The following is a 20282-nucleotide window of genomic DNA, read 5'->3' as shown; positions in this document are numbered from 1 at the left end:
TCTTGCCCTACTCCGGCAGCCTGGTCTGCTCCGGCGGGGCAGCGGCGGGCTGCAGAGCAGCGGGCACAGGCAGGCCCAGGTGCAGGTAAGCCGCCGCTGTGGCACAGCGGCCCCGGGGCGTGCGGGAGAGAAAGCCTATCTGCATGAGGTACGGCTCGTTTACGTCCTCAATGGTCACAGCCTCCTCCCCGATAGCCGCTGCCAGGGTTTCCAGGCCCACAGGGCCTCCGCCGTAAAACTGGATGATGGCGGAGAGCATCCGCCGGTCGCTCTGGTCTAAGCCCAGCTCATCAATCTCCATCCTGTCCAGGGCGATTTTCGCGGTGTTCAGGGTGATAACCCCGCCGCTCATCACCTCGGCAAAATCCCGCACCCGCTTTAAAAGGCGGTTGGCAATGCGGGGGGTGCCCCGGGAGCGGCTGGCAATTTCCAGCGCCGCGTCCGCCTCAATGTCCGCCCCCAGGATTTTCGCGCTGCGGGTGACGATTTTCCCCAGTTCCTGGGGGTTATACAGCTCCAGCCGCAGCACCACCCCGAAGCGGTCCCGCAAGGGGGCGGAAAGCTGGCCCGCCCTGGTGGTAGCCCCCACCAGGGTGAAATGGGGCAGGGGCAGATGGTAGCTTGCCGCCATCTGGCCTTTCCCGGTGATGATGTCTAGGGCAAAGTCCTCCATGGCCGGATACAGGATTTCCTCCACCTGCCGGGAAAGCCTGTGTACCTCGTCGATGAACAGCACGTCCCCGGGGGAGAGGTTTGTCAGCAGGGCGGCTAAATCCCCGGGCTTTTCAATGGCGGGGCCGCTTGTCACCCGCAGGTTTACCCCCATTTCGTTTGCCACAATGCCTGCCAGGGTGGTTTTGCCCAGGCCCGGCGGGCCGTACAGCAGCACATGGTCTAAAGATTCCTTCCGGCTCAAGGCCGCCCCGATATAAATTTTCAGGTTTTCCTTCACCTTCTCCTGCCCGATATACTCGGAGAAGGCCCGGGGCCGCAGGGGGTTCTCTGTCTCCCTGTCTTCCGGGGTGTAGCCCGTATGGGTAAGGCGGTTTTCCAAATCCATCTCGTCCTGGGCGTCCCAGTCGATGCCATACTCCATCCCGCCGCTTTTTTCTATCATGGATGTTTATCTCCTTTGGTTTCGTTTGCCCGCCTTTTGGCAAGCTTACGGTTCACGATATACAGCGCCGCCGCTTCTGCCGCCGCCAGCAGTGCTGTAAACACCGCCCCTGTCAGCAGAGATGTGTACCAGGGCGCGCCCCCCATGGCGTATAAGTCCGGGTGGGCCTGATAGTCCCGCCACTGCCAGAAGCTGTGGCCCAGATACACCCCGATGGTGGAGCCTATGGATATCTGCAAAAACCGCTTTGCTTTTTCCAGCATAGCAACGCCTCCTGATAAAGACCGTGGAGCGCTGCTCCACACCTCTGCTTCTCGCCTTCCGGCTCGGTCGGGTCAGAGCGGACCCCACCGGGGGCCTTCCCCCTTTTCCCCCAAAAGGTTTGATCGAAAAAGGACTTTTCCGTTCACGCCCCTGCAAAGCCTTTTAAGGCCAGCCGTATCAGTTCCTCCACAGGCAGGCTGCTGTCCAGGCGGCCTACAGCGGCGGCCGCGTCTGTGGGGGAATACCCTAAAGTGGCAAGGGCCTCCACAGCCTGGGCGGCATTGCCGGAAGCCGAAGGCCCGCCGGGCTGTAGGAAGTCTGCCCCCAATTCCCCGGTGGAAAAATCCACCACCTTGTCCTTCAATTCCAGCACAATGCGCTGGGCAAGCTTTGGCCCCACGCCGTTTGCCCGGCAGAAGCGCTTTACATCCCCGCCAGCCGCCGCCAGAGCCACCTCCTCCGGAGACAGCTCCGAAAGGATGGCAAGGCCTGCCTTTGGCCCCACGCCGCTGATAGCGGTGAGCAGCTTAAAGCAGTTGAGTTCCGCCTGGGTGGCAAAGCCGAAAAGATCCAGCGCGTCCTCCCGCACATTTAAATGGGTGTACAGGGTGGCGGACCCGTTCAGGCGCAGGGTGCGCAGGGTGCCCATAGAGGTGGCGCACTTAAAGGCCACGCCTCCCACGTCCACCACGGCAAAGCCCGGCTCTGTATGCACGATTTTTCCAGTCAAACTATAAAACATAAGTAAATCTCCTTGCTTTTGGAGGGTTCTGCTCCTTCCCTGTCCAGGCAGGCGCCAGTTGTTTTCACAAGCCTGTCATGAGGAAAGCGCAGCGCGGGAGGGCGGGAAGCCCCAGGGTCTAGCGCAGCAGTGCCCGGCGCAGGGGAGAGCCTGCGGCTTGGCCATGGCAGATGGCAAGGGCCAGGGCGTCGGCGGCGTCGTCGGGCTTGGGGATGGAGGGCAGGGCCAGCAGGCGGCGGGTCATCTCCTGCACCTGTGGCTTCAGGGCCTTGCCATAACCTGTTACCGCTTGCTTCACCTGGGGCGGGGTATATTCATATAAAGGGACGCCCCTCTGGGCAAGGGCCAGGAGGAGAACCCCCCGGGCCTCCGCCACGCCGATGCCGGTGGTCTTGTTGTTTGTAAAGTACAGCTTTTCTACAGACGCCGCCTGGGGCTGCAGGGTGTCAAGCAACTGGCACATGCCGTCGTATATCTCCCGCAGGCGCTCCCCAAAGTCCGCCCCGGCAGGGGTGGTGACCGCGCCGTATTCCAAGGGCCGGTAGGCCCCGTTTTTTGCCTCAATTACCCCGTAGCCCACAATGGCATAGCCGGGATCAATGCCTAAAATGCGCAAAAAGCGTCCTCCTTGGCGGCAGTGCCGCCGCATAATCACAATCAGTATACCACAATCCGGAAGAATTGAACAGATAAAAAATGCGAACAGCCTATGAATTTTCCCCGGCTCCTTCGCGGAAACTAGGGGAAAGGCGTTATAGGGTTTGTTTGAAAAATTTTATGAAAGGAGCGATACCGGGCGCAAAAGGCTGTTCCTTTACAGCTCTTTGTGCGGATTCCGGTTCGCAGGGCGATTGAATATGAGCAGACGAGGAAAAATCAGGCTGTGGGCTTTCGGGCTGGCCCTGGTGTTTATAGGGGGCGGCTTTCTTATAGACCTGCGGCTTTCCCTGAACCAGAGCGGCACCCGCCTGGAATATGTATACCAGCGGGCGCTGGGGGACTTGACCGATGAAGTCAGCGGCATGGGCCGGACGCTGGAAAAAGCCCGGTATGCCGGAACCCCCGCCATGCAGAGCGTGCTGTCCGCCCAGCTTCTGGAGCAGAGCGGCGGGGCCAAGGCAGCCTTGGGAAGCCTGCCCTTTTCTATGGAGAAAACGGAGCGCATCAGCCGTTTCCTGTCCCAGGTGGGGGACTATGCCCTGGCCCTGACACGGAAATCCTTTTCCGGCAAGGAGCTTCAGCGGCAGGACTTAGAGGGCTTTTCCACCCTGCAGGCATATGCGGGCAAGCTGGAAGAGGCCCTTACAGGCATACAGGCCCGGCTGACGGCAGAGGGGGCGCAGATAAACAGGCTGGAAAGCCTTTTGAACAACGTGGATGAAATTGAGGAGCTGGCCCTTCTGGACGATGATTTTGACAGCGTGGCAAAGGAGTTTGCCGACTTCCCCGCCCTGCTGTACGACGGGCCTTTCTCCGACCATATCCCCCAAAGGGAGCCTTTGTACCTGAAAGGGGAAGGGGAAATCAGCCGGGAACAGGCCGGGGAAAAGGCCGCCGCCTTTTTAGGCTGCGAAGAGGGGGATTTGGAATTTGCCGGGGAAGGAGGCGGGCAGCTTCCTGTGTTTTCCTTTGCCCGGGAGGGCGAGCAAATCCGTGTCACCCGGCAGGGCGGGGAAATCGCCTATTATAAAAAGGAAAACAGCGGCGCTGGCAGCCTTTCCTATGAAGAAGCCTTAAAGGCGGCAAAAAAGGCCCTGGAGGGCCTGGGGCTTCCCCCGCTGCAGGAAAGCTATTATGTAAGCAGCGATGGATTGTGCACGGTGAATTTCCACACAAAAGCCGCAGTGGGGGAGGAGGAAGCCCTGTGCTATCCCGATCTTATTAAAGTTACGGTAGAGCTTGAGAAGGGCGGCATGGTGGAATATGACGGGACAGGGTTTTTGATGAACTGCCGCGAGCGCTCCCTATCCACCCCGGCCCTTTCGGCGGAAGAAGCCGCCGAAGGCTTAAGCCCGCTGCTCCAGGTGGAAAGCACCCGGCTGGCGGTTATCCCCACCCCTGGCCTGGACGAGGTGCTGTGCTGGGAGTTTTCCTGCAAAGGGGAGGACAGGCGGCGGGTGCTCAGCTATGTGAACACAGAAACAGGCCTGGAGGAGCAGCTATACCTGCTGCAGATAGATGACAGCGGGGTGCTGGCGTCTTAGGAGGTGTTCACGCGCCGCCTTTGCTCCTTTGCGCGCTGGACACAGGCCGCGCAACCGAAAAATGAAAGTGGGCTTTTATAGTTAACACAGTTCAAAAGAGGTGCACCTCTTTTGAACCAGGCGGTAAAGCCGCCTGGCTTTAAAATCAGTAAATACCAATTTTAAAGTGTGTTTGCTATATATGCGGCAAAAAGCAGGCAGGCGTTCACAAAAGGAATGCCTGCCTGCTTTTAATATTTTGTTTATTCCCAGGGGCTGTCAGGGGAAACGGTTTTCTGCTCTTCCAGATATTCCCGCAGCATCCCGCCGGCAGAGCCTTCCAGCACCTGTGCGCCGTAAGCCCCGGCTGCCTCCTCTGTATAGCTGCCCTTGAGGAAGGCAATCTGGTACGTCTCCTCATCCCGCAGCTCTGCGCCGCCCTTTGTTACCAGCACATAAGGATATGGCTGGCTTTCCCCCTCGGGGGTGAAGCCGGCCTCTTTAAAGGCCTTTGCCTCCTTCCCGGTCATGGAAAGCAGGGCATATTCGCCGTCAAAGTCTGGGGAAATGGACGCCGCCACATCTGTGTTAATCCGGCCCGCGTAAAGCTTCCCGGTGACTCCGGCCCGCATCACCGGCACATCCCGGTGGTATTCCCCCATAAGCACCATAGAGGCATCTGCCCCTGTCCTGCTTCCCAGGGCCTTGCCGATAAGGGCGGCGGTTTCCTCCAGGGTGAAATCCGCGGTGCTTTCGCAGAAATAGACCTGTCCCGCGCTGTCCAGATAGTCCCGCTGCAATTCATCCATCCGGGCAATGCAGCCTTCCCCGTCTGTATTGTTTTCCCCCCGGAACCACTCCTTGTAGGCCAGGCCGATGTCGGCGAGGACATTTTCCCAGCCGGCATAGGTCATGGGGAAGGCCCGGCCCTCCTGCATGGCCTGCTGGGCATCGTAAATCATAGAATCCTCCGGCATCTGCGCGCTGCTTAAAGCCCCCAGCACACAGGGGGTTTCTTCTGTGATAAAGGAGGCCTGGCCTTCCGGGGAAAAGAGCAGGGAAAGAAGCTTGACGGCATCCTCCAGCTTTTTCTCATTGCCAGGCTCTGCCAGGCGTTTACTGATGCCGATGTAGCTGGTGGGGTTGTACATATAGATGTTTTTGCTGCCGTCCTTGCTGATATAGGGCATCATCCCCAGCTTATCCCCTGTTTCCGGCAGCTCTGTAATATTTACGGTGAACACCGCTGTACAGAACACAGACTTCCTGTTCCCCAGGTAGTCCAGCAGGACGTCGGGGTTGTTCCTGTCCTCCGGATCTGTGGCGAACATGCCGATATCCATGTACTGTCCGGCATAGTCCACCGTGTCCTCCCACATGCCGGCGGCTGTGGCGTCCCCCGCAAGGAAGCCCTGCTCCCACTTGGCCCCCTCAGGGGTGGTAAGCCAGCTTGTTTTGGCAAGGTTGAACATGGCGGAAAAGGTGTTGCCTGTAAGGTGGGTGCCCAGCACCCCGGGAACCATCCCCGCCTCCCGGATTTTCCCGCACAGGGCCTCCAGCTCCTGGAAGTTTTCCGGCACCTCCCAATGGTTCTCTTCTAAGAGGGTCTTGTTGTAGAAAATGCCGTACATGGCGTAATTAATAGGAAGCAGGTAAACCTTCCCGTCTATAGCCACCTGATCCAGGGTGGAGGTGGGGAAATCATTGATGAAGTCATAGCCCGACAAGTCCAGAAGCTGCTCCGCCGCCAAATCCCTGTCCAGAATCTGGCTGGTGGTAAAAATATCGGAAATATCCCCGGCGCGCATTTGCGCCCAGTTATAAGATGTCGCGCTGTTTCCTGTATAAGAAATCTGCTCCAGGCCTATATCTGGATAAGTTTCCTCCAGCAGGGCAATGAATTTCTCATAGCCCCGCCATGTCACCCAGGTAAGCCCTTTGCTTCCGGCTTCCCCGCCAGAGGCGGCACAGCCTGACAGCAACAGGGCCGCGGCCAGGGCCAGCGCCAGCAGGCGCACGATTCCTTTTTTCATCACGTTCAAACGCTCCCTTCTCAATACTGGCCTGCTGCGGGCTTTTAGAAGCCGCGGTGAAAAGATTTGTGCGGCGGTTGGCACAGCTTCTTAAAAACCGCCGCCTTTGGGAACCAGGAAAATGTTTCAAACGCGGCAGGCGCAAATATACAAATATTTTACAGTGAACATGGGGAAAAGTCAAGATTGCCGCCCCCTGGTGCCAGGGCGACAGCATTTAAGTTCCCAACAAAATGGAGAGGAAGGTATCAGGATTAAGGGAAGCGCGGAAGCGGCGTTTCTGTAGGCTTGATTTACGGAGATTAGGGTTCTGACAATTTTTACAGAGAGACAGAGCAACCTTGCGAAGGACATTCAGGTTGAGCGGTGACATATCTTTCCTTGCTCTGGAGCTATCCTCGTCAAAAATAACATCCAGACACCAATGCAGCTGGTTTTCAATAGACCAATGGCATCGTACCGCATGGGCAAAACGTGGCAGTTCGGTTAGCGAGGAGATGAAATACCGAGTATCAGTAGAAGTTTCCCTATTCCTTGTAACAGTTGTGCGAACCTCTCCCACTGACTTTAGGCCACTCCAGTCTTTCTGTTCCGGCAGCCAGGACAGGTCTGTTAATAAACGGTATTCCCGTTTTTCTATTCGGCCATGGTCTTTTTCATCTGTGCTGAACAGAGGGATTTCTTCCCGAAAGCTGTCAAAATACAGAACAACATTCTCCAGTAGTCCAGGCTGGTTCCTTTTCAGGGCAATCACATAGTCAGCTTTTTTACTGGTAATTGTTCTTACGATCTCCTTCTGGCAACTCATGGCATCCGCTGTCACGATATTGTTTTTTATCTCCAACAGCTCCAGAAGTTCCGGTACAGCAGTGATTTCATTGGACTTTTCTTCGGTAACGATCTCTCCCAAAGTGACCTGATTTTCCGCCACGAAAGCACTTACTACATGATATGCCTTGTGATTATGGTTTCCGCTTCCACAAATCGTTTTACCATCTACTGCAATTACACTGCCTTCTTTTCGGTTGTTGGCCAGCCAGTCATACAGACTTTCGGCCAGCATTTTAGGGTTCAATCGCTCGAAAATTCGCCGGAATGTGTCACTGTCTGGTATCCCATTTGGCAGTTCCAGGAAGTTCCTTAGCCATTCCTCCCGTTCCCTTCCGAAATCCTCCATATCCGAAAAATCACTGCCGTTGCATACCAGAGTACACAATCCGATTATTAAAATGTCCTCCAATTTGTGCAGTACATGGCCTCGGTCCGTTCTTCTCGGGTCCTCTACCTTTTCCAGTGCTGTTTTTAATCTTTCTATTTCCATTCCTCTATTTTACCATGTTCCGACAAAAAGTTAAATGCTGTCGCCCTGCCCCTGGTGCAAAAGCGTCCAAGGCATGTGATCCCTTATGCGTCAGTTTGAAGCAGACCCGCTTCTTATAGTATGACAAGCCGCCCTTCTTGTGCACTGGCAGAAAAACCGGCGGGCCGCAGAAAAGGCGGCCCGCCGGGGGGGATTTTGTGTTTTTCAAACAGACTCTAAGAAGTTGTACCGATAGGAGTGGCGCAAAGATTTCCGAAAAGATTTCGTGGGCTTCAAGGCGGATGAACCGCAAACGCATATATGCGTTTAGAAATACGAACGTTTTCGTATCTTCGAGGATTTCCAACACAGAAGCCTGCAGAATTTGCCGGAAAAATTTGTCCTATGGCCTATTGGCACGGCTTCTAAAGCAGCAGGCTGTTGCAGACCACCAGCAGGGTGACGCCGGGAATGCCCAGCAGCCCCGCGCCCAGCAGGGACAGGCGGTTTACAGGAAGGTACACCCCTGTAAACTGCCCGCAGAAGTTTACCAGCGCCAAGGCCCCCAGCCCCAGTGCCGCCGACAGGAGAAAGCTTTTCACGCGCCCACGTCCTTTCCGAAATGTGGAGCCTGCGTCACACATGTCCACATCCCAGCATATGAAAAGCCCTGCCCCTTTATGCCTCCTCAGGCATGAAGTCAATGCGGCCTGTGGCCACGTCAGCCGCCGCCACAATGATGGGCAGCTCGTCCCCCATCATCAGCACCCGGCCGGAGCGCAGATCCCGGTGGCAGATTTCCCCGTCGAACTCAAAGTCGCAGCCTTCAAAGTCCTGCAGGCTTACAAAGCCCTCGGCGTTGTTTTGCAGCTTTACGAACACTCCCTTGGGCGTTACCCCGCTGATAACCCCCAGATGATGCTCTCCCAGGTGGGCGCGCATATATTCCGCCATATAGCAGTCCTCCGCGTCCCGCTCCCCGGTGACGGCCCGGATTTCATTTTTGGAGGACTCGAAGGCGGATTCCTCCGCGAAAACCCCGTACCGCTTGCGGATAGTCCCCTTGTCCACGCCGCCCACTAAATCCGTCAGGATGCGGTGGATGGAGGTGTCGGGATACCGCCGGATGGGGGAGGTGAAGTGGCTGTATTCCCCCAAAGCCAAGCCAAAGTGCCCCAGCTCCTTGTGGTTATACTTGGCCTTTTCCATGGTGCGCAGAATCCGCTGGTTCACTAGGGATTCCCGGGGCGTGCCCTTCACCCTGTCCAGCACCGCGGCAAAATCCACAGTGCCGGGCTGGCCCTTTTTCAGCTCCTTGCAGGGGATGGAGAGCCTGTCTAAAAGCTCGTAAAGCTCCACCACCCGGTCGGGCTGGGGCCGCTCATGCACCCGGTACAGGAAGGGGATGTCCGCGTCAAGGGAAGCCCGGGCGGCGCAGATGTTGGCGGCTATCATAAGCTGCTCAATAAGCTGCTCGGCTTCTCCCTGGGTGCGGGGCAGGATGTCTATGCATACGCCTTCCCCGTCCAGCACAAACTTTGTCTCGTCGCTGGACAAATCCATTTCCCCGCGCCTCTTTGCCCGGGCCTGGAGCACATGGGCCAGCTCCCGGGTGCAGGCAAGGCTGTCCTTCACAGGGGCATATTTCTCTAAAATTTCCGGGGAGGCAGTGCCGTCGAAAATCTTGTTTACCTCTTTATACACCCCCCGCACCTTGGAGTTTATCACAGACTTGTGGAAGGAATAGCCGGTAATTTCCCCCTCAGTGTCAAACTCTATCAGGGCGGAGAAGGTCAGCTTTTCTGTGCCCGCGTTTAAAGAGCACACCCCGTTTGACAGTGCTTCGGGCAGCATGGGGATCACCCGGTCTGCAAAATAGACGGAGGTGCCCCGCTTGTAGGCCTCTTCATCTATAGGGGTTTTGGCCTTCACGTAGTGGGAAACGTCCGCAATGTGTACCCCCAGCTTGTAGCCGTATTCTGTCTTTTGGGCAGACACCGCGTCGTCCAGGTCTTTGGCGTCGGCGCTGTCGATGGTGAAAACAGGCCAGTCCCGCAGATCCAGGCGGCTGTCGATGTCCGCCTGGGTGACGGTCATTTTGGAAATCTCCTCCGCCTGCTCCAGCACTTCCGGGGGAAACGCGGTGGGGATGCCGCAGCGCTCGATAATGGCGTCGGCGCATACTCTGGCCCGGCTGCCTGTGCCGAACACGGTGCGCACCTCGCACAGGGACCAGTCCCCGCGCCCGTCCATTTTCGGGGCAATCAGCACTTTGTCCCCGTCCTTCGCCCCGTTCAGTTTCCCGGGGGCTACCCGCATGTCAAAGCGCACCGCCCCGTCCGGGGTGACTGCGGCGCCCTGCTCCCCTATATGGAGGGTGCCGGTAACGGCGCTTTCGCTGCGCTTCACGATGCGCTTCACCCGTCCGCTGGGGCCGCGTTCCCGCTTCTGCAAGTCCCCGATGATAATTTCATCTCCTACAAAAGCCCCGTTTAAGGCGCTGCCGGGGATGAAAATGTCCTCCGTGCCAGCTTTGGGCTTGGCAAAGCCAAATTTTTCCGAAAGGGAAACAAGGGTGGCTTCTATATCCCCGGTGCGGGGCACAAGCTGCACCCAGTGATCCTTGTCCACCTTGATTTCCCCCACAGCCTCCAGGCTGTGCAGGGCGTCGTAAAAGGCGGTTTTGTCGCTTATCCCCGCCTCCCGCAAAAGGGACTTGGCGGGTACGCCTTCCCCGCCGCAGCGCTTCAGGGCCGCCACCACCAGCTTTTCCTCAATGGTTTTCGCCGCGCTGGGCAGCTCGTAGGTTTGGGCGGAGGAAATGGTGCGGGGCGTCCTGCCGCCGCTTCTAAATTTCTGGTTTCCAAATTTTTTAGGTTTCATAATCGCCATGCGGTACAGAATACGCACAAAAAGCCATGAAAAACGGCCTTTTATGCCCGGTACCGCTCCTTCCTTTCGTATTCTTCACACGATGCTTTCCCGGAGAAAAACTCCGCATAAATTGGTTTTTGGATCGACATTCCTAAAGGGGAATGTTTAATGTTTAACCTTCTTTTTCAAAAAGGTCTGTGGGGTTCTTAGGGTCAGCAAAGCCCCTAAGCCGTCGGAGACAACTTACAGCCCGTTTACCAGTTCCTTAAAATGCCTGCCCCGCACCTCAAAGTTGGGATACAGGTCGAAGGCGGCGGAGGCCGGGGAGAGGGACACCACGTCCCCCGGGGCGGCCTCCCTTTGGGCCAGGGCCACAGCCTCCTCCATAGACGCGGCGCGGAGGATACGGGGCGCGCCCTCCTGATAGTTTGCCGCGTTTTTTACTGCTTCCTCAATTTTTGGGCCGGTTGCCCCCAAAAGGATGAGGGTTTTCACCTTTTCACAAATAACAGGGCCTAAGGGGGCGTAGGGGATGTGCTTGTCATAGCCCCCGCAGATAAGGATGATTTTTTCCTTGTAAAGGGACAGCGTGCCGGAAATGGTGCGGGTGGGAGAGCTGGCAATGGAGTCGTTGTAATATTTCACGCCGTCAAGCTCCCGGACAAGCTCTGCCCGGTGCTCCACCCCGCCGAATTCTTTTGCCACCCTGCGGATGTTTTCCGGGGATACGTCCCCCCACACCGCGCCAATAGCCGCCATATAGTTTTCCACGTTGTGCCAGCCGGGGATTTTAATGTCCCCCACTTTCAGCACTTCTTCCCCGTTTACAAAAATGGTTTCCCCGTCGCACCACACGCCCCGGGAAGGCTTTTCCTTCCGGCTGAAAAGCCATAAGTCCCCCCGAACCTCCGGGGCGAAAGAGGCGGTGATTTCATTATCCGAATTGCAAACTGTCCGGGAGAAGGCGTTCTGGTGCAGGTAGATGTTGCGCTTTGCGTCAATATATTCCTGCATGTCCTTGTGCATATCTAGGTGGTTCGGGGAGAGGTTCGTCACCACCGCCACCTGGGGAGACTCCTTCATGGAGATAAGCTGGAAGCTGGAAAGCTCCGCCACCGCGCAGTCTGCGGGGGCGATATCCTCAATCTCCGGCAGCAGGGGTTTGCCGATGTTCCCGCCCACATGGACGGTTTTCCCCTCAGCCTTTAAAAACTCTGCAATCAGGGTGGTGGTGGTGGTTTTGCCGTCGCTGCCAGTGACGGCGTAGGTTTTGCAGGGGCACAGGTCAAAGAAAACCTCCAGCTCGCTTGTCACCGCCTGCCCCCTTTTCCGGGCTTCCTCCAGCTCTGGCAGATGATATTTCATGCCCGGGGTGCGGAAGATGATGTCCTCGTCCATGTCCTGGAGATACGCTTCCCCCAAATGGAGGGATATCCCCAGCGCCTGCAGCTTTTCCCCGTTTTCCCCCAGTTCCGCAAGGCTGCGCCTGTCCCTGGCGGAAACGACGGCGCCCTTGCTTTTAAAAAGCGCCATCAGGGGCATGTGGCTGCGGCCTATGCCGCAGAAGGTAACGGATTTGCCTTTCAGGGAATCGAAAAATGCCCTGCACTTAAAATTGCCGCTGTCCATGGGTTTCGCCCTCCTTTTATGCATCGTCTACAGCATAGCTGTTGTACAGGTTATAGTATACGCCTTTTTTCTCCATCAGCTCCTGATGGGTGCCCTTTTCTTCAATGCCCTTGTCCGTCAGCACCAGAATTACCGTGGCGTTCCGGATGGTGGTAAGCCTGTGGGCAATAGTGAAGGTGGTGCGGCCCTTTGACAGCTTCTCCAGGGAGGCCTGCACCAGCTTTTCGCTTTCATTGTCCAGGGCGGAGGTGGCCTCGTCCAGAATCATAATGGGCGGGTTCTTCAGGAAAGCCCGGGCAATGCTGATGCGCTGCTTCTGCCCGCCGGAAAGCTTCACGCCGCGCTCTCCTACATATGTATCATACCCGTTTGAAAGCCCCAGGATGAAGTCGTGGGCGCCGGCCTGCTTTGCCGCCTCCATCACCTCTTCCCGGGAAGCCCCGGGCCTGCCGTACTGGATGTTTTCAAACACTGTGCCGGAGAACAGGTATACATCCTGCTGCACAAAGCCAATCTGGCCCCGCAGGGACTCCAGGGTGACGGTGCGCACGTCCCTGCCGTCTATGAGGATGCGGCCTGTGGTCACATCATAAAACCGGGGAATCAGGTTGCACAGGGTGGTCTTGCCGCCTCCGGAAGGCCCCACCAGGGCCACGTTTTCCCCTGCCTTCACTTGGAGGCTGATATGGGAAAGCACCTGCTTGCCGTCGTCGGCATAGTGGAAACTGACATTTTCAAAGGTTACGTCCCCTTTTTTAATTTCCACCGGGGTGGAGCCAGGCTCGTCGAAAATTTCCACGTCCGCGTCCATCACCTGGAAAAACCGCTCCACGCCGGTCATGCCCTGCTGGAACTGCTCGGCAAACTGCACCAGCCGCCGGATGGACGCGATAAGGGTGCCCACATACAGCATGTAGGCCACCAGGTCGGCAGGCTGCACCTGCCCGTTTATCATGAACAAGGCCCCGGCTATGAGCACCAGCAAATTCATCAGGCCGTCAAAGAGGCGGTTGGAAGCCTCAAAGCCGCCCATGTAAAAATACCGTTTGCGCTTCACGTTATAAAAAGTGCGGTTGCCTTCCTCAAATTTCTCCGTCTCCAGCCCCTCGTTTGCAAAGGATTTTACCACCCGCACGCCTAAGAGGCTGTCCTCCACCTGGGCGTTTATCTCTCCCAACTGCTTGCGCTGGGAGCGGAACTGCTCCTTCATCTGGTGGTTGAAATAGATGGCAACAGCCACCATGGGGGGCACCACCGCAAAGACAATGAGGGTCAGCCACACATTCACCCCGCACAGAATGATGAAGGAGCCGAAAATCTTGATGGCCGCAATGAAAAACTCCTCCGGGCAGTGGTGGGCAAACTCTGTCACGTCAAAGAGATCCGTGGTGATGCGGGTCATAATCTGCCCCACCTTGGTGTTGTCGAAATAGTTAAAGGATAGCTTTTGCAGGTGGGCGAACATGTCAGAGCGCATGTCCGTCTCAATCCGGGTGCCCATAATATGCCCGATGGAAGCCATAAAGAAGTTGGCCCCCGCGTCCACCAGCCGCAAAAACAGGTATAGCCCGCCGATTTTCAGCACCACATCCACCGTCAGCGCCGCCAGGTTGTTAATGCCCATGTCTGTAATATACCGCACCAGCATGGGCAGCACAAGCTCGCACACAGTGGTCAGAGCCGCACAGAACAGGTCGAACACCAGCACCCCTTTATACCTGCCGAAATAGGGGATGAAGCGGCGCATAAGCCCCTGCCTGCCCGCCTTTTTTTCACTCTTTTCCAAAATGCACCCACGTCCTTCTTAATCAGTTATTTTACTATAACAAAATTATGCCATAAACGCCGGGAATAATCAAGCCCTTTCCCGCAGCGTGGGAGGGCTTTGGAACAGCCCGCCTGTAAAAAACGGTTGCAAAAAGGGGAAGGGTAGTGTATAATAGGCGGGAAATTACCAGTGAACGGTTGTTTATTTGAAAGAAGGGGTGACGATTGGACGACACCAGAACCCGCATCCTTTCAGCGGCAATGAAAGCAGTACGGCAGTATGGCCTGGAAGGGGTGCGGATACAGAATATCAGCGAACTGGCAGAGCTTTCCCCCGGGGCGCTGTACCGATACTTTGACAGCAAAGAGCAGTTGATGGCAGAGTGCTTCACCTATGTGGACAAGCAGGCCGCCGCCATTTTTGACAAGCTTAAGCTGAACCCCCTTAACATGCTTGCCGACCCCCTGGGCGCGGTAAAAAGCCTGTGGCTGCCCTATTTCCGGTTCTGGGTGGCCCGTCCTGATGAAACGGTTTTCTACCACCGCTTCCGGGACAGCGCCGCTTTCCCGGAATTTTACAGCACCCAGGAAACCAGCTATTTTGACGCCTTTGGCGATATGGTGCGGCTTTTCCGCAGGCTGTTCCCTTCGCTTACGGAAATCAACCAGAACCTGCTGTGGCTCCATGTGCTCACCACCACTGTGATGTATGCCAAATATGTGGTGGAAGGGCAGCTTCCCAATGACGAAGAAACAGAGGACACGGTGTTCCAGTTTTTGTCAGTAGGCTTAAGCGGATACTTAATGCCCAGGAAGCAGAAAAGAGGAAAGCTGAAAAAGTAGAAACGAATCGGATAGGGGGTTCGTTTCTGCCTTTATGAAAATGAATGTTTATTTATATCCTGCTTTGTCTGTCTCGTTTGCGCCGTTGAAGGCGTTTTCTTTAGGCTTGTTAGTAAATAAACGTTTACTAACAGTGAGAGGCAGGCAAAAGAGCCTGTAACAAGAAGCAGTGTTCCCCGTTTTGGGGGAGGACATGGTGATATTTCCCGGGAAAACGGGATTATCATAGAATCCACTGGAAGAAAGGAGTTTTTGCACGTGAAAAAGATGCTGAAAGGGCTGTCCGTCCTGGAGATCATCATTGGAATCCTGGCTGTCATTGTGGCTGTTGGGGGCCTGGCCATGGGTGGGCTTATGGAAGGCGGCGCAGAGAACGGCCTCCAGATGCAGGCCGTTGTCACCGTAAAAGCGTCTGCCATACTGGGCCTTATCTCCGGACTGTTCAACCTGGGCTGCGGCTTCTGCGGTTTCCAGGGCGCAGGCGGGAACCGGGGCCTGCTGGCCCTGGCGGTTATCCTGGGCTGGGTAGGCCTTTTGTCCGCTGTGGCGTCAGCAGTACTGCTGCTGTTTGGCAGCGTGACAGCAGACCGGATAGGCACCGCCATAGCCAGCGCCATCGTGCCTGTGCTGTTCCTGGTTTCCGCCATGAGCGTAAAGCGCAGGCGGTAACTATGCATACACCGTTTGAGCAAAGGGGGAAGGCCGCGTGAAACTGCGGATTAAGTCGAAAATTGCAAGCGCACACAGGAAAATGGAAATAACCGGCAGCGAAGGCCAGGTTCTGTACCGTGTCCACAGCAAGGTTGTGTCCCTCCATGGCACCACCTTCCTTACCCGGGAAAATGGCGATGAGGTTGCTGTCATCACCGCAAACCCCATGTCCCTGCGCGACACCCACCGGATTGAAATGGCAGACGGCTCTATTGTGGACATACGCACCGAGCTGCTGCACTTGACAAAGGACGTGCTGGATATAGATGCCCTGGGGTGGTATCTGTCGGGGGATTTAGTCCAGCACAATTACAAGCTGATGGACAGTGAGGGCCGCATATTGGCCCAGGCCCACAGGAAGTGGATGTCCCTGCACAATACCTACGAGCTGGAAGTGGAAGACGAAAGCCAGTTGGACAGTATCATGGCAGTGCTGGTGGCCCTGGAGCGGATTGTGGAGGATCGCCAGCGGGTTCTGGCAGAGCCATCCGGAAACATATCTGCCCCGGGAAGCGGACAGTGAGGAAGCCAGCGTGGCATAGGTATCTGGGACAAGGCAAAAACGCGGCTTGCAGCTTGTCTGATTTTAATAGTGAAAGAAAGGAGAGGCGCCGGGCGCGGAGAGGGCTTTTCCCGCCCGGCATCCCAAAGGTGATTACAATGAAGAAAACAGGTATGATTTTGGCGCTGTGCGCCCTGGCACTGGCCCTGTCCCTGGGGGCCTGCAAGGAAAAGACGCTGGCAAAAAGCGGCGTTCTAACAAAGCTGGAGAAATTCTCCCTGTCCATCACAGCTTCCGACGGCACAGTTTACCGCTATTCCATTGATGGCGAAACAAAACTGGACAGCAAGGCGGAGGCCCTGGGGGATACCTTGGAGGTCATTTCCAAGGGGGAGTATGAGGAAGGCGTACACGCGGAGGAGGTGAAGCTGCTGAAGGCTGCGGAGCATCCCCCCGTAGCTGTGGAAGTGATTTACGGGGAGGTGGCGGACGCTTCCAATTCCTCCCTGTCCATCACCGCTGGAGACGGCAAAACCTATACCATCCTGAAAAATGATGAAACCGTTGTCCACTCCGGCCATGGCATCACCATTGGGGATCATGTGGAGGTGCTCTATACCGGATCCCTGTCAGAGGAGAACGCGGTAGCCCAGAGCATCATGATAAGCAGCGAGGGTGAGTCCCAGGCCGCGGCTGCGCCAGGCCCTGCCGCCACCCCGGAACCCGATCCCGCCCCTTCAGCGGGGACAGAGCCTGCCCCTGCGGGCCAGGAAGCCATCCGTTATGTGGACGGGCCTTGTGTGGATGACACCATGAATTCCATCCTGCTGGACTATGAGGGCTTCACCTATTCCATCCTGAAAGACGATTCCACTGTGGTGGTAGGCGATATTGCAGCGGGGGACACCATCCGGGTGTTCCACAAGGGGAACCTTTCCGACGGCATGACCGCCACAAAAATCCTGCTGGTTGCAAAGGCGCAGGACAAGGGGGAAGAGGACTTTGACCTGAAAAAAATCTATGGAACTATTTTGGACGAAACGAAATCTTCTCTTCTCCTCTCCACAGATGACGGCAGGGAAGTGCAAATCATCAAAACAGACGGCACAGAGGTTCTGGCTTCTGGCCTGGGCGTATACGTGGAGGTGTCATACCGGGACGAAACGCCGGATGGATATCCCATGGCCCTGACTATCCGTTAAAAGAAAATACGCTTTGGCTATATAGTAAAAAACCCAGGGCCGGGAAATCCCGGCCCTGGGCTTTTTAGAAACAGGCAGGCGGAAGGACAGGTTCTTCCAAGCCTTATATGGAGTGCCCGGGCGCTCTTTTTTACGGCAGCGGGCGGCGGGGCTGCACCGCCATGTAAGCCGGGCGGATAATCTTGCCGCCGCCAATCAGCTCCTCAATGCGGTGGGCGCTCCAGCCGGCAATGCGGGAGATGGCGAAAATGGGGGTGTAAAGCTCCATGGGCAAGTCCAGCATACTGTAAATAAAGCCACTGTAAAAGTCCACGTTTGCCGACACGCCTTTGTAGATCTTGCGCTCTTTGGCAATCAGCTCCACTGCCAAGCGCTCCACGCTGGTGTAAAGCTTATATTCCTCTGTGCGGCCCTTTTCCGCCGAAAGCCCCTCCACAAAGGCGGCCATGGTTTTGGCCCGGGGGTCGGACATGGAATATACCGCGTGGCCCATGCCGTAAATAAGGCCGGAGCGGTCAAAAGCTTCCTTGTGCAGCAGCTTCTGGAGGTAGGCTGTAATCTCCTCATCGTCCCCCCAGTCCCGCACATGCGATTTGATATCCTCAAACATCTGCACCACCTTAATATTGGCGCCGCCATGGCGGGGACCTTTCAGGGAGCCTAAGGCAGCGGCAATGGCAGAGTAGGTGTCTGTGCCGGAGGAGGTGACCACGTGGGTGGTAAAGGTGGAGTTGTTGCCGCCGCCATGATCCGCGTGGAGGATAAGGGCAATGTCCAGCACCTTGGCTTCCAGGGCGGTATACTGGCAGTCGGGCCGCAGGATGCGCAGGATGTTTTCCGCTGTGGAAAGCGCGGGGTCGGGCTGGTGGATGAACAGGCTCTGGCCGTCGTGATAATGGCGGTAGGCCTGATAGCCATATACAGACAGCAGGGGGAACAGGGCGATAAGCTGCATGCACTGGCGCAAAACGTTCTCCACAGAAATATCTTCCGCTGTTTCGTCATAAGAATATAGGGTGAGCACGCTGCGGGCTAAGGTGTTCATCATGTCGCTGCTGGGGGCCTTCATAATGATGTCCCGTACAAAGCTGGTGGGCAGGGTGCGGTAAAAGGACAAAAGGCCGCAGAACTTTTTGAAGTCCTCCTCTTGGGGCAGGTTCCCGAAAAGCAGCAGGTAAGCAATGCGTTCATAGCCGAAATGCTCCTCCTTGGGCTGGCTGCGGATTAGCTCCTCCACGTCGTACCCCCGGTAATACAGCTTCCCCTCGCAGGGGATGCTTTTGCCGTCCACAGTTTTGCTTGCCACAATTTCCGAAATGTTTGTAAGGCCTGTAAGCACGCCTTTGCCGTTTAAGTCGCGCAGGCCGCGTTTCACGTCATACTTCTGATACAGTTCCGGGTCTATCCGGCTGTTTTCCACGCACAGCTTGGAAAGTTCCCGCACTTCCTGTTTGATTTCCGAATAAATAGACATTCGATCTCTCCTTTCGTGGTTTTGTCCGAGTGGTGTACTGGTGTTTTCCTTAATTTATGCCTTTTCACATAAAGTATTTCAAGATTTATTATACTAAAGCGCCGCCAGCTTCACAAGGGGTTTTTTGTAAACTTTTTGTGGCGGGGCGTGCGGAAGAATATGGAGGAATAAACGGTACCAGGCGCAAAAGGCGGATGCTTTCTTCTTTTGGGGGCCTATCCCGTACCATGCGGCGGTTTTACGGAGGGTATATTCTTCGGGGATGCCGAAAGAGAGTGTTAAGAAATGGAGAAACACAAAAGTTTGTTGCATTCATGTAAGGAATGCACCGCCTTCTTCAAAGTGTGGGCAAACGCAAACGCTGTACGTTAGCGTTGCTTCAGGGTTTTTAGGGGCTGCTGCGCCCCGGTGGGGCGCGTCCAGCAACTGACCGAGCCGGGAGGCGAGACTCAAAGCCCCTAAACCGCCGAAGGCTGGTTTTCTTTACGGGAATACTAGATTTTTTAGAAAGGGCTGCGCGGCAAGCGCAGGGTGAGCGTATGCATAGGCTGTGGAAATTTTTAAAAAACCTGATGGTGGTGGCTTCTGCCGCTGTGTGCCTGTGGTGCGCGGCGGGATATGTGCAGCAGTGGGCCAAAGAGCAGGGAGGGGATGCCCTGCTCTTTGCGGCAGGGATGCAGGCGGCCCCTGCCTCTTCCCCGCCGTCGGAAGCCCCCCAGCAGCAGGATGCCACCCTGTCAGACGAGCCGGAGCCTTTCCTGCCGGACGACGGCGTGGTGCCCTTCCACAGCGACCTGCTTCCCGGCGCAAGCGCCACCCCGGAGCCGGGGCGGAATACCGGGAAGGTGGAGGAAATCCACATAGAAGGCGGGCAGCAGGTGGATAATTTCTTTGTAAAGGACACCACAGAGTCTGGCACAGACCTGGCGGCGGAGCTTTTGGAGGATCCGGCGGTACACTTAAAGGGGGACGGCAGCGTGGAGGTGCTGCTGTACCACACCCACACCTCGGAAGCCTATGTGAAAAGCCACCAGGGCTTTTACTATACAGATATGGAAAACCGCACCCAGAACCAGGACATGAGCGTGGTGGCAGTGGGAGAGGAGCTGAAAAAGGCCCTGGAGGCCAGGGGCATCGGGGTGGTGCATGATACCTCGGTGAACGATACCCTTTTCAACGGTTCCTATGCCCGTTCCTGGGAAGTCCTGCAGAAAAACCTTTCCCAATACCCCACCATCCAGGTGACCATCGACCTGCACCGGGATTCCATGACCACCCAGGAGGGCGTTAAATACAAGCCCACCGCAGAGATAAACGGCAGGAAAGCCGCCCAGTTCATGGTGCTGGCCGGCTGCGACGCCGACGGCGGCTGGGGGGACTTCCCCGACTGGCGGGATAACCTCCGCTTAGCCCTGCGGGTGCAGCAGACCGCCGCCCGGCTCTACCCGGAACTGGCCCGGCCCTTAAATTTTTCCAACAGCAAGTATAACATGAACGCCACGAAAGGCTCCCTGCTCATTGAGGTGGGCACAGAGGTGAGCACTGTCAGCGAGGCCCGGTACACCGGCAGCCTTCTGGGGGAAATCCTGGGGGAAACCCTGCTGCCGGGACAATGAAAAGCTGGCAAAAAATGCCGGGAAT

The 20282-nt window shown here is 56.4% G+C and carries 17 protein-coding genes; 6 read left to right on the top strand and 11 right to left on the bottom strand.

What is annotated here, in order from left to right; translation table 11 throughout:
- Positions 1 to 7: 7 nt before the first annotated feature.
- The 4 genes from ruvB to ruvC all read right to left on the bottom strand — a co-directional run bounded on the left by ruvB (position 8) and on the right by ruvC (position 2739).
- The gene (gene ruvB, locus VSQ30_RS14500; RefSeq protein WP_371721317.1) at positions 8 to 1117 is read right to left on the bottom strand and encodes a Holliday junction branch migration DNA helicase RuvB; all 1110 of its coding nucleotides are present in this window, start codon (positions 1115 to 1117) and stop codon (positions 8 to 10) included.
- The gene (locus VSQ30_RS14495) at positions 1114 to 1380 is read right to left on the bottom strand and encodes a hypothetical protein (protein WP_334464945.1); all 267 of its coding nucleotides are present in this window, start codon (positions 1378 to 1380) and stop codon (positions 1114 to 1116) included. Before VSQ30_RS14495 ends, ruvB begins: the two co-directional genes overlap by 4 nt.
- A 143-nt stretch (positions 1381 to 1523) precedes the next feature.
- On the bottom strand, positions 1524 to 2123 hold the full coding sequence (gene ruvA, locus VSQ30_RS14490) for a Holliday junction branch migration protein RuvA (RefSeq protein ID WP_334464944.1): 600 nt from the start codon (positions 2121 to 2123) through the stop codon (positions 1524 to 1526).
- 118 nt (positions 2124 to 2241) lie between these two features.
- Positions 2242 to 2739 (bottom strand): crossover junction endodeoxyribonuclease RuvC, encoded by a 498-nt coding sequence (ruvC, locus tag VSQ30_RS14485; protein WP_160641835.1) that lies wholly within the window; start codon positions 2737 to 2739, stop codon positions 2242 to 2244.
- A 241-nt stretch (positions 2740 to 2980) separates the two neighbouring features.
- On the opposite strand from ruvC, the gene VSQ30_RS14480 reads away from it, so the two are divergent.
- A complete protein-coding gene (locus tag VSQ30_RS14480; protein ID WP_334464943.1) occupies positions 2981 to 4327 on the top strand; it encodes a PepSY1/2 domain-containing protein in 1347 nt (448 codons plus the stop codon).
- A 242-nt stretch (positions 4328 to 4569) separates the two neighbouring features.
- Here VSQ30_RS14480 and VSQ30_RS14475 read toward each other — a convergent pair whose 3' ends face one another.
- The 6 genes from VSQ30_RS14475 to VSQ30_RS14450 form a co-directional block, all read right to left on the bottom strand.
- Positions 4570 to 6339 (bottom strand): ABC transporter substrate-binding protein, encoded by a 1770-nt coding sequence (locus VSQ30_RS14475; RefSeq protein ID WP_334466046.1) that lies wholly within the window; start codon positions 6337 to 6339, stop codon positions 4570 to 4572.
- Positions 6340 to 6556: 217 nt separating this feature from the next.
- Positions 6557 to 7660 carry an ISAs1 family transposase gene (locus tag VSQ30_RS14470; protein WP_334462467.1) on the bottom strand — a complete coding sequence of 368 codons (1104 nt, stop codon included), beginning with the start codon at positions 7658 to 7660 and terminating at the stop codon, positions 6557 to 6559.
- Between the two features lie 404 nt (positions 7661 to 8064).
- Positions 8065 to 8241, bottom strand: coding sequence for a pro-sigmaK processing inhibitor BofA family protein (locus VSQ30_RS14465; protein WP_160641837.1), 177 nt, complete (start codon positions 8239 to 8241; stop codon positions 8065 to 8067).
- A gap of 76 nt (positions 8242 to 8317) precedes the next feature.
- Complete coding sequence (gene rnr / locus VSQ30_RS14460) at positions 8318 to 10522, bottom strand: ribonuclease R (protein WP_334464942.1); 2205 nt, start codon at positions 10520 to 10522, stop codon at positions 8318 to 8320.
- 234 nt (positions 10523 to 10756) lie between these two features.
- Complete coding sequence (gene murD, locus VSQ30_RS14455; RefSeq protein WP_334464940.1) at positions 10757 to 12142, bottom strand: UDP-N-acetylmuramoyl-L-alanine--D-glutamate ligase; 1386 nt, start codon at positions 12140 to 12142, stop codon at positions 10757 to 10759.
- A 16-nt stretch (positions 12143 to 12158) separates the two neighbouring features.
- Positions 12159 to 13889, bottom strand: a complete 1731-nt coding sequence (locus VSQ30_RS14450) for an ABC transporter ATP-binding protein (RefSeq protein ID WP_334466044.1) — start codon at positions 13887 to 13889, stop codon at positions 12159 to 12161.
- 245 nt (positions 13890 to 14134) lie between these two features.
- Here VSQ30_RS14450 and VSQ30_RS14445 point away from each other — a divergent pair, with 245 nt between their 5' ends.
- From VSQ30_RS14445 to VSQ30_RS14430, 4 genes are all read left to right on the top strand, one after another.
- Positions 14135 to 14752, top strand: coding sequence for a TetR/AcrR family transcriptional regulator (locus tag VSQ30_RS14445; protein WP_160641840.1), 618 nt, complete (start codon positions 14135 to 14137; stop codon positions 14750 to 14752).
- A gap of 258 nt (positions 14753 to 15010) precedes the next feature.
- Positions 15011 to 15421, top strand: coding sequence for a hypothetical protein (locus tag VSQ30_RS14440; RefSeq protein ID WP_334464938.1), 411 nt, complete (start codon positions 15011 to 15013; stop codon positions 15419 to 15421).
- A 37-nt stretch (positions 15422 to 15458) separates the two neighbouring features.
- Positions 15459 to 15986, top strand: a complete 528-nt coding sequence (locus VSQ30_RS14435) for an LURP-one-related/scramblase family protein (RefSeq protein WP_334464936.1) — start codon at positions 15459 to 15461, stop codon at positions 15984 to 15986.
- A 137-nt stretch (positions 15987 to 16123) separates the two neighbouring features.
- On the top strand, positions 16124 to 17167 hold the full coding sequence (locus VSQ30_RS14430; RefSeq protein ID WP_334464934.1) for a hypothetical protein: 1044 nt from the start codon (positions 16124 to 16126) through the stop codon (positions 17165 to 17167).
- Between the two features lie 130 nt (positions 17168 to 17297).
- Here the strand turns inward: VSQ30_RS14430 and VSQ30_RS14425 are convergent, their stop codons facing one another.
- Entirely contained in the window at positions 17298 to 18641 is a 1344-nt protein-coding gene (locus VSQ30_RS14425; RefSeq protein WP_334464933.1) for a citrate/2-methylcitrate synthase, read from the bottom strand.
- A gap of 539 nt (positions 18642 to 19180) precedes the next feature.
- On the opposite strand from VSQ30_RS14425, the gene spoIIP reads away from it, so the two are divergent.
- Positions 19181 to 20257 carry a stage II sporulation protein P gene (spoIIP, locus tag VSQ30_RS14420; RefSeq protein WP_334464931.1) on the top strand — a complete coding sequence of 359 codons (1077 nt, stop codon included), beginning with the start codon at positions 19181 to 19183 and terminating at the stop codon, positions 20255 to 20257.
- Positions 20258 to 20282 lie beyond the last annotated feature (25 nt).

The organism is Acutalibacter sp. JLR.KK004 (assembly GCF_036941085.1).
In the GTDB taxonomy this organism is placed as follows: Bacteria; Bacillota; Clostridia; order Oscillospirales; family Acutalibacteraceae; genus Acutalibacter.
This window is presented reverse-complemented; position numbering and strand designations above follow the sequence as displayed.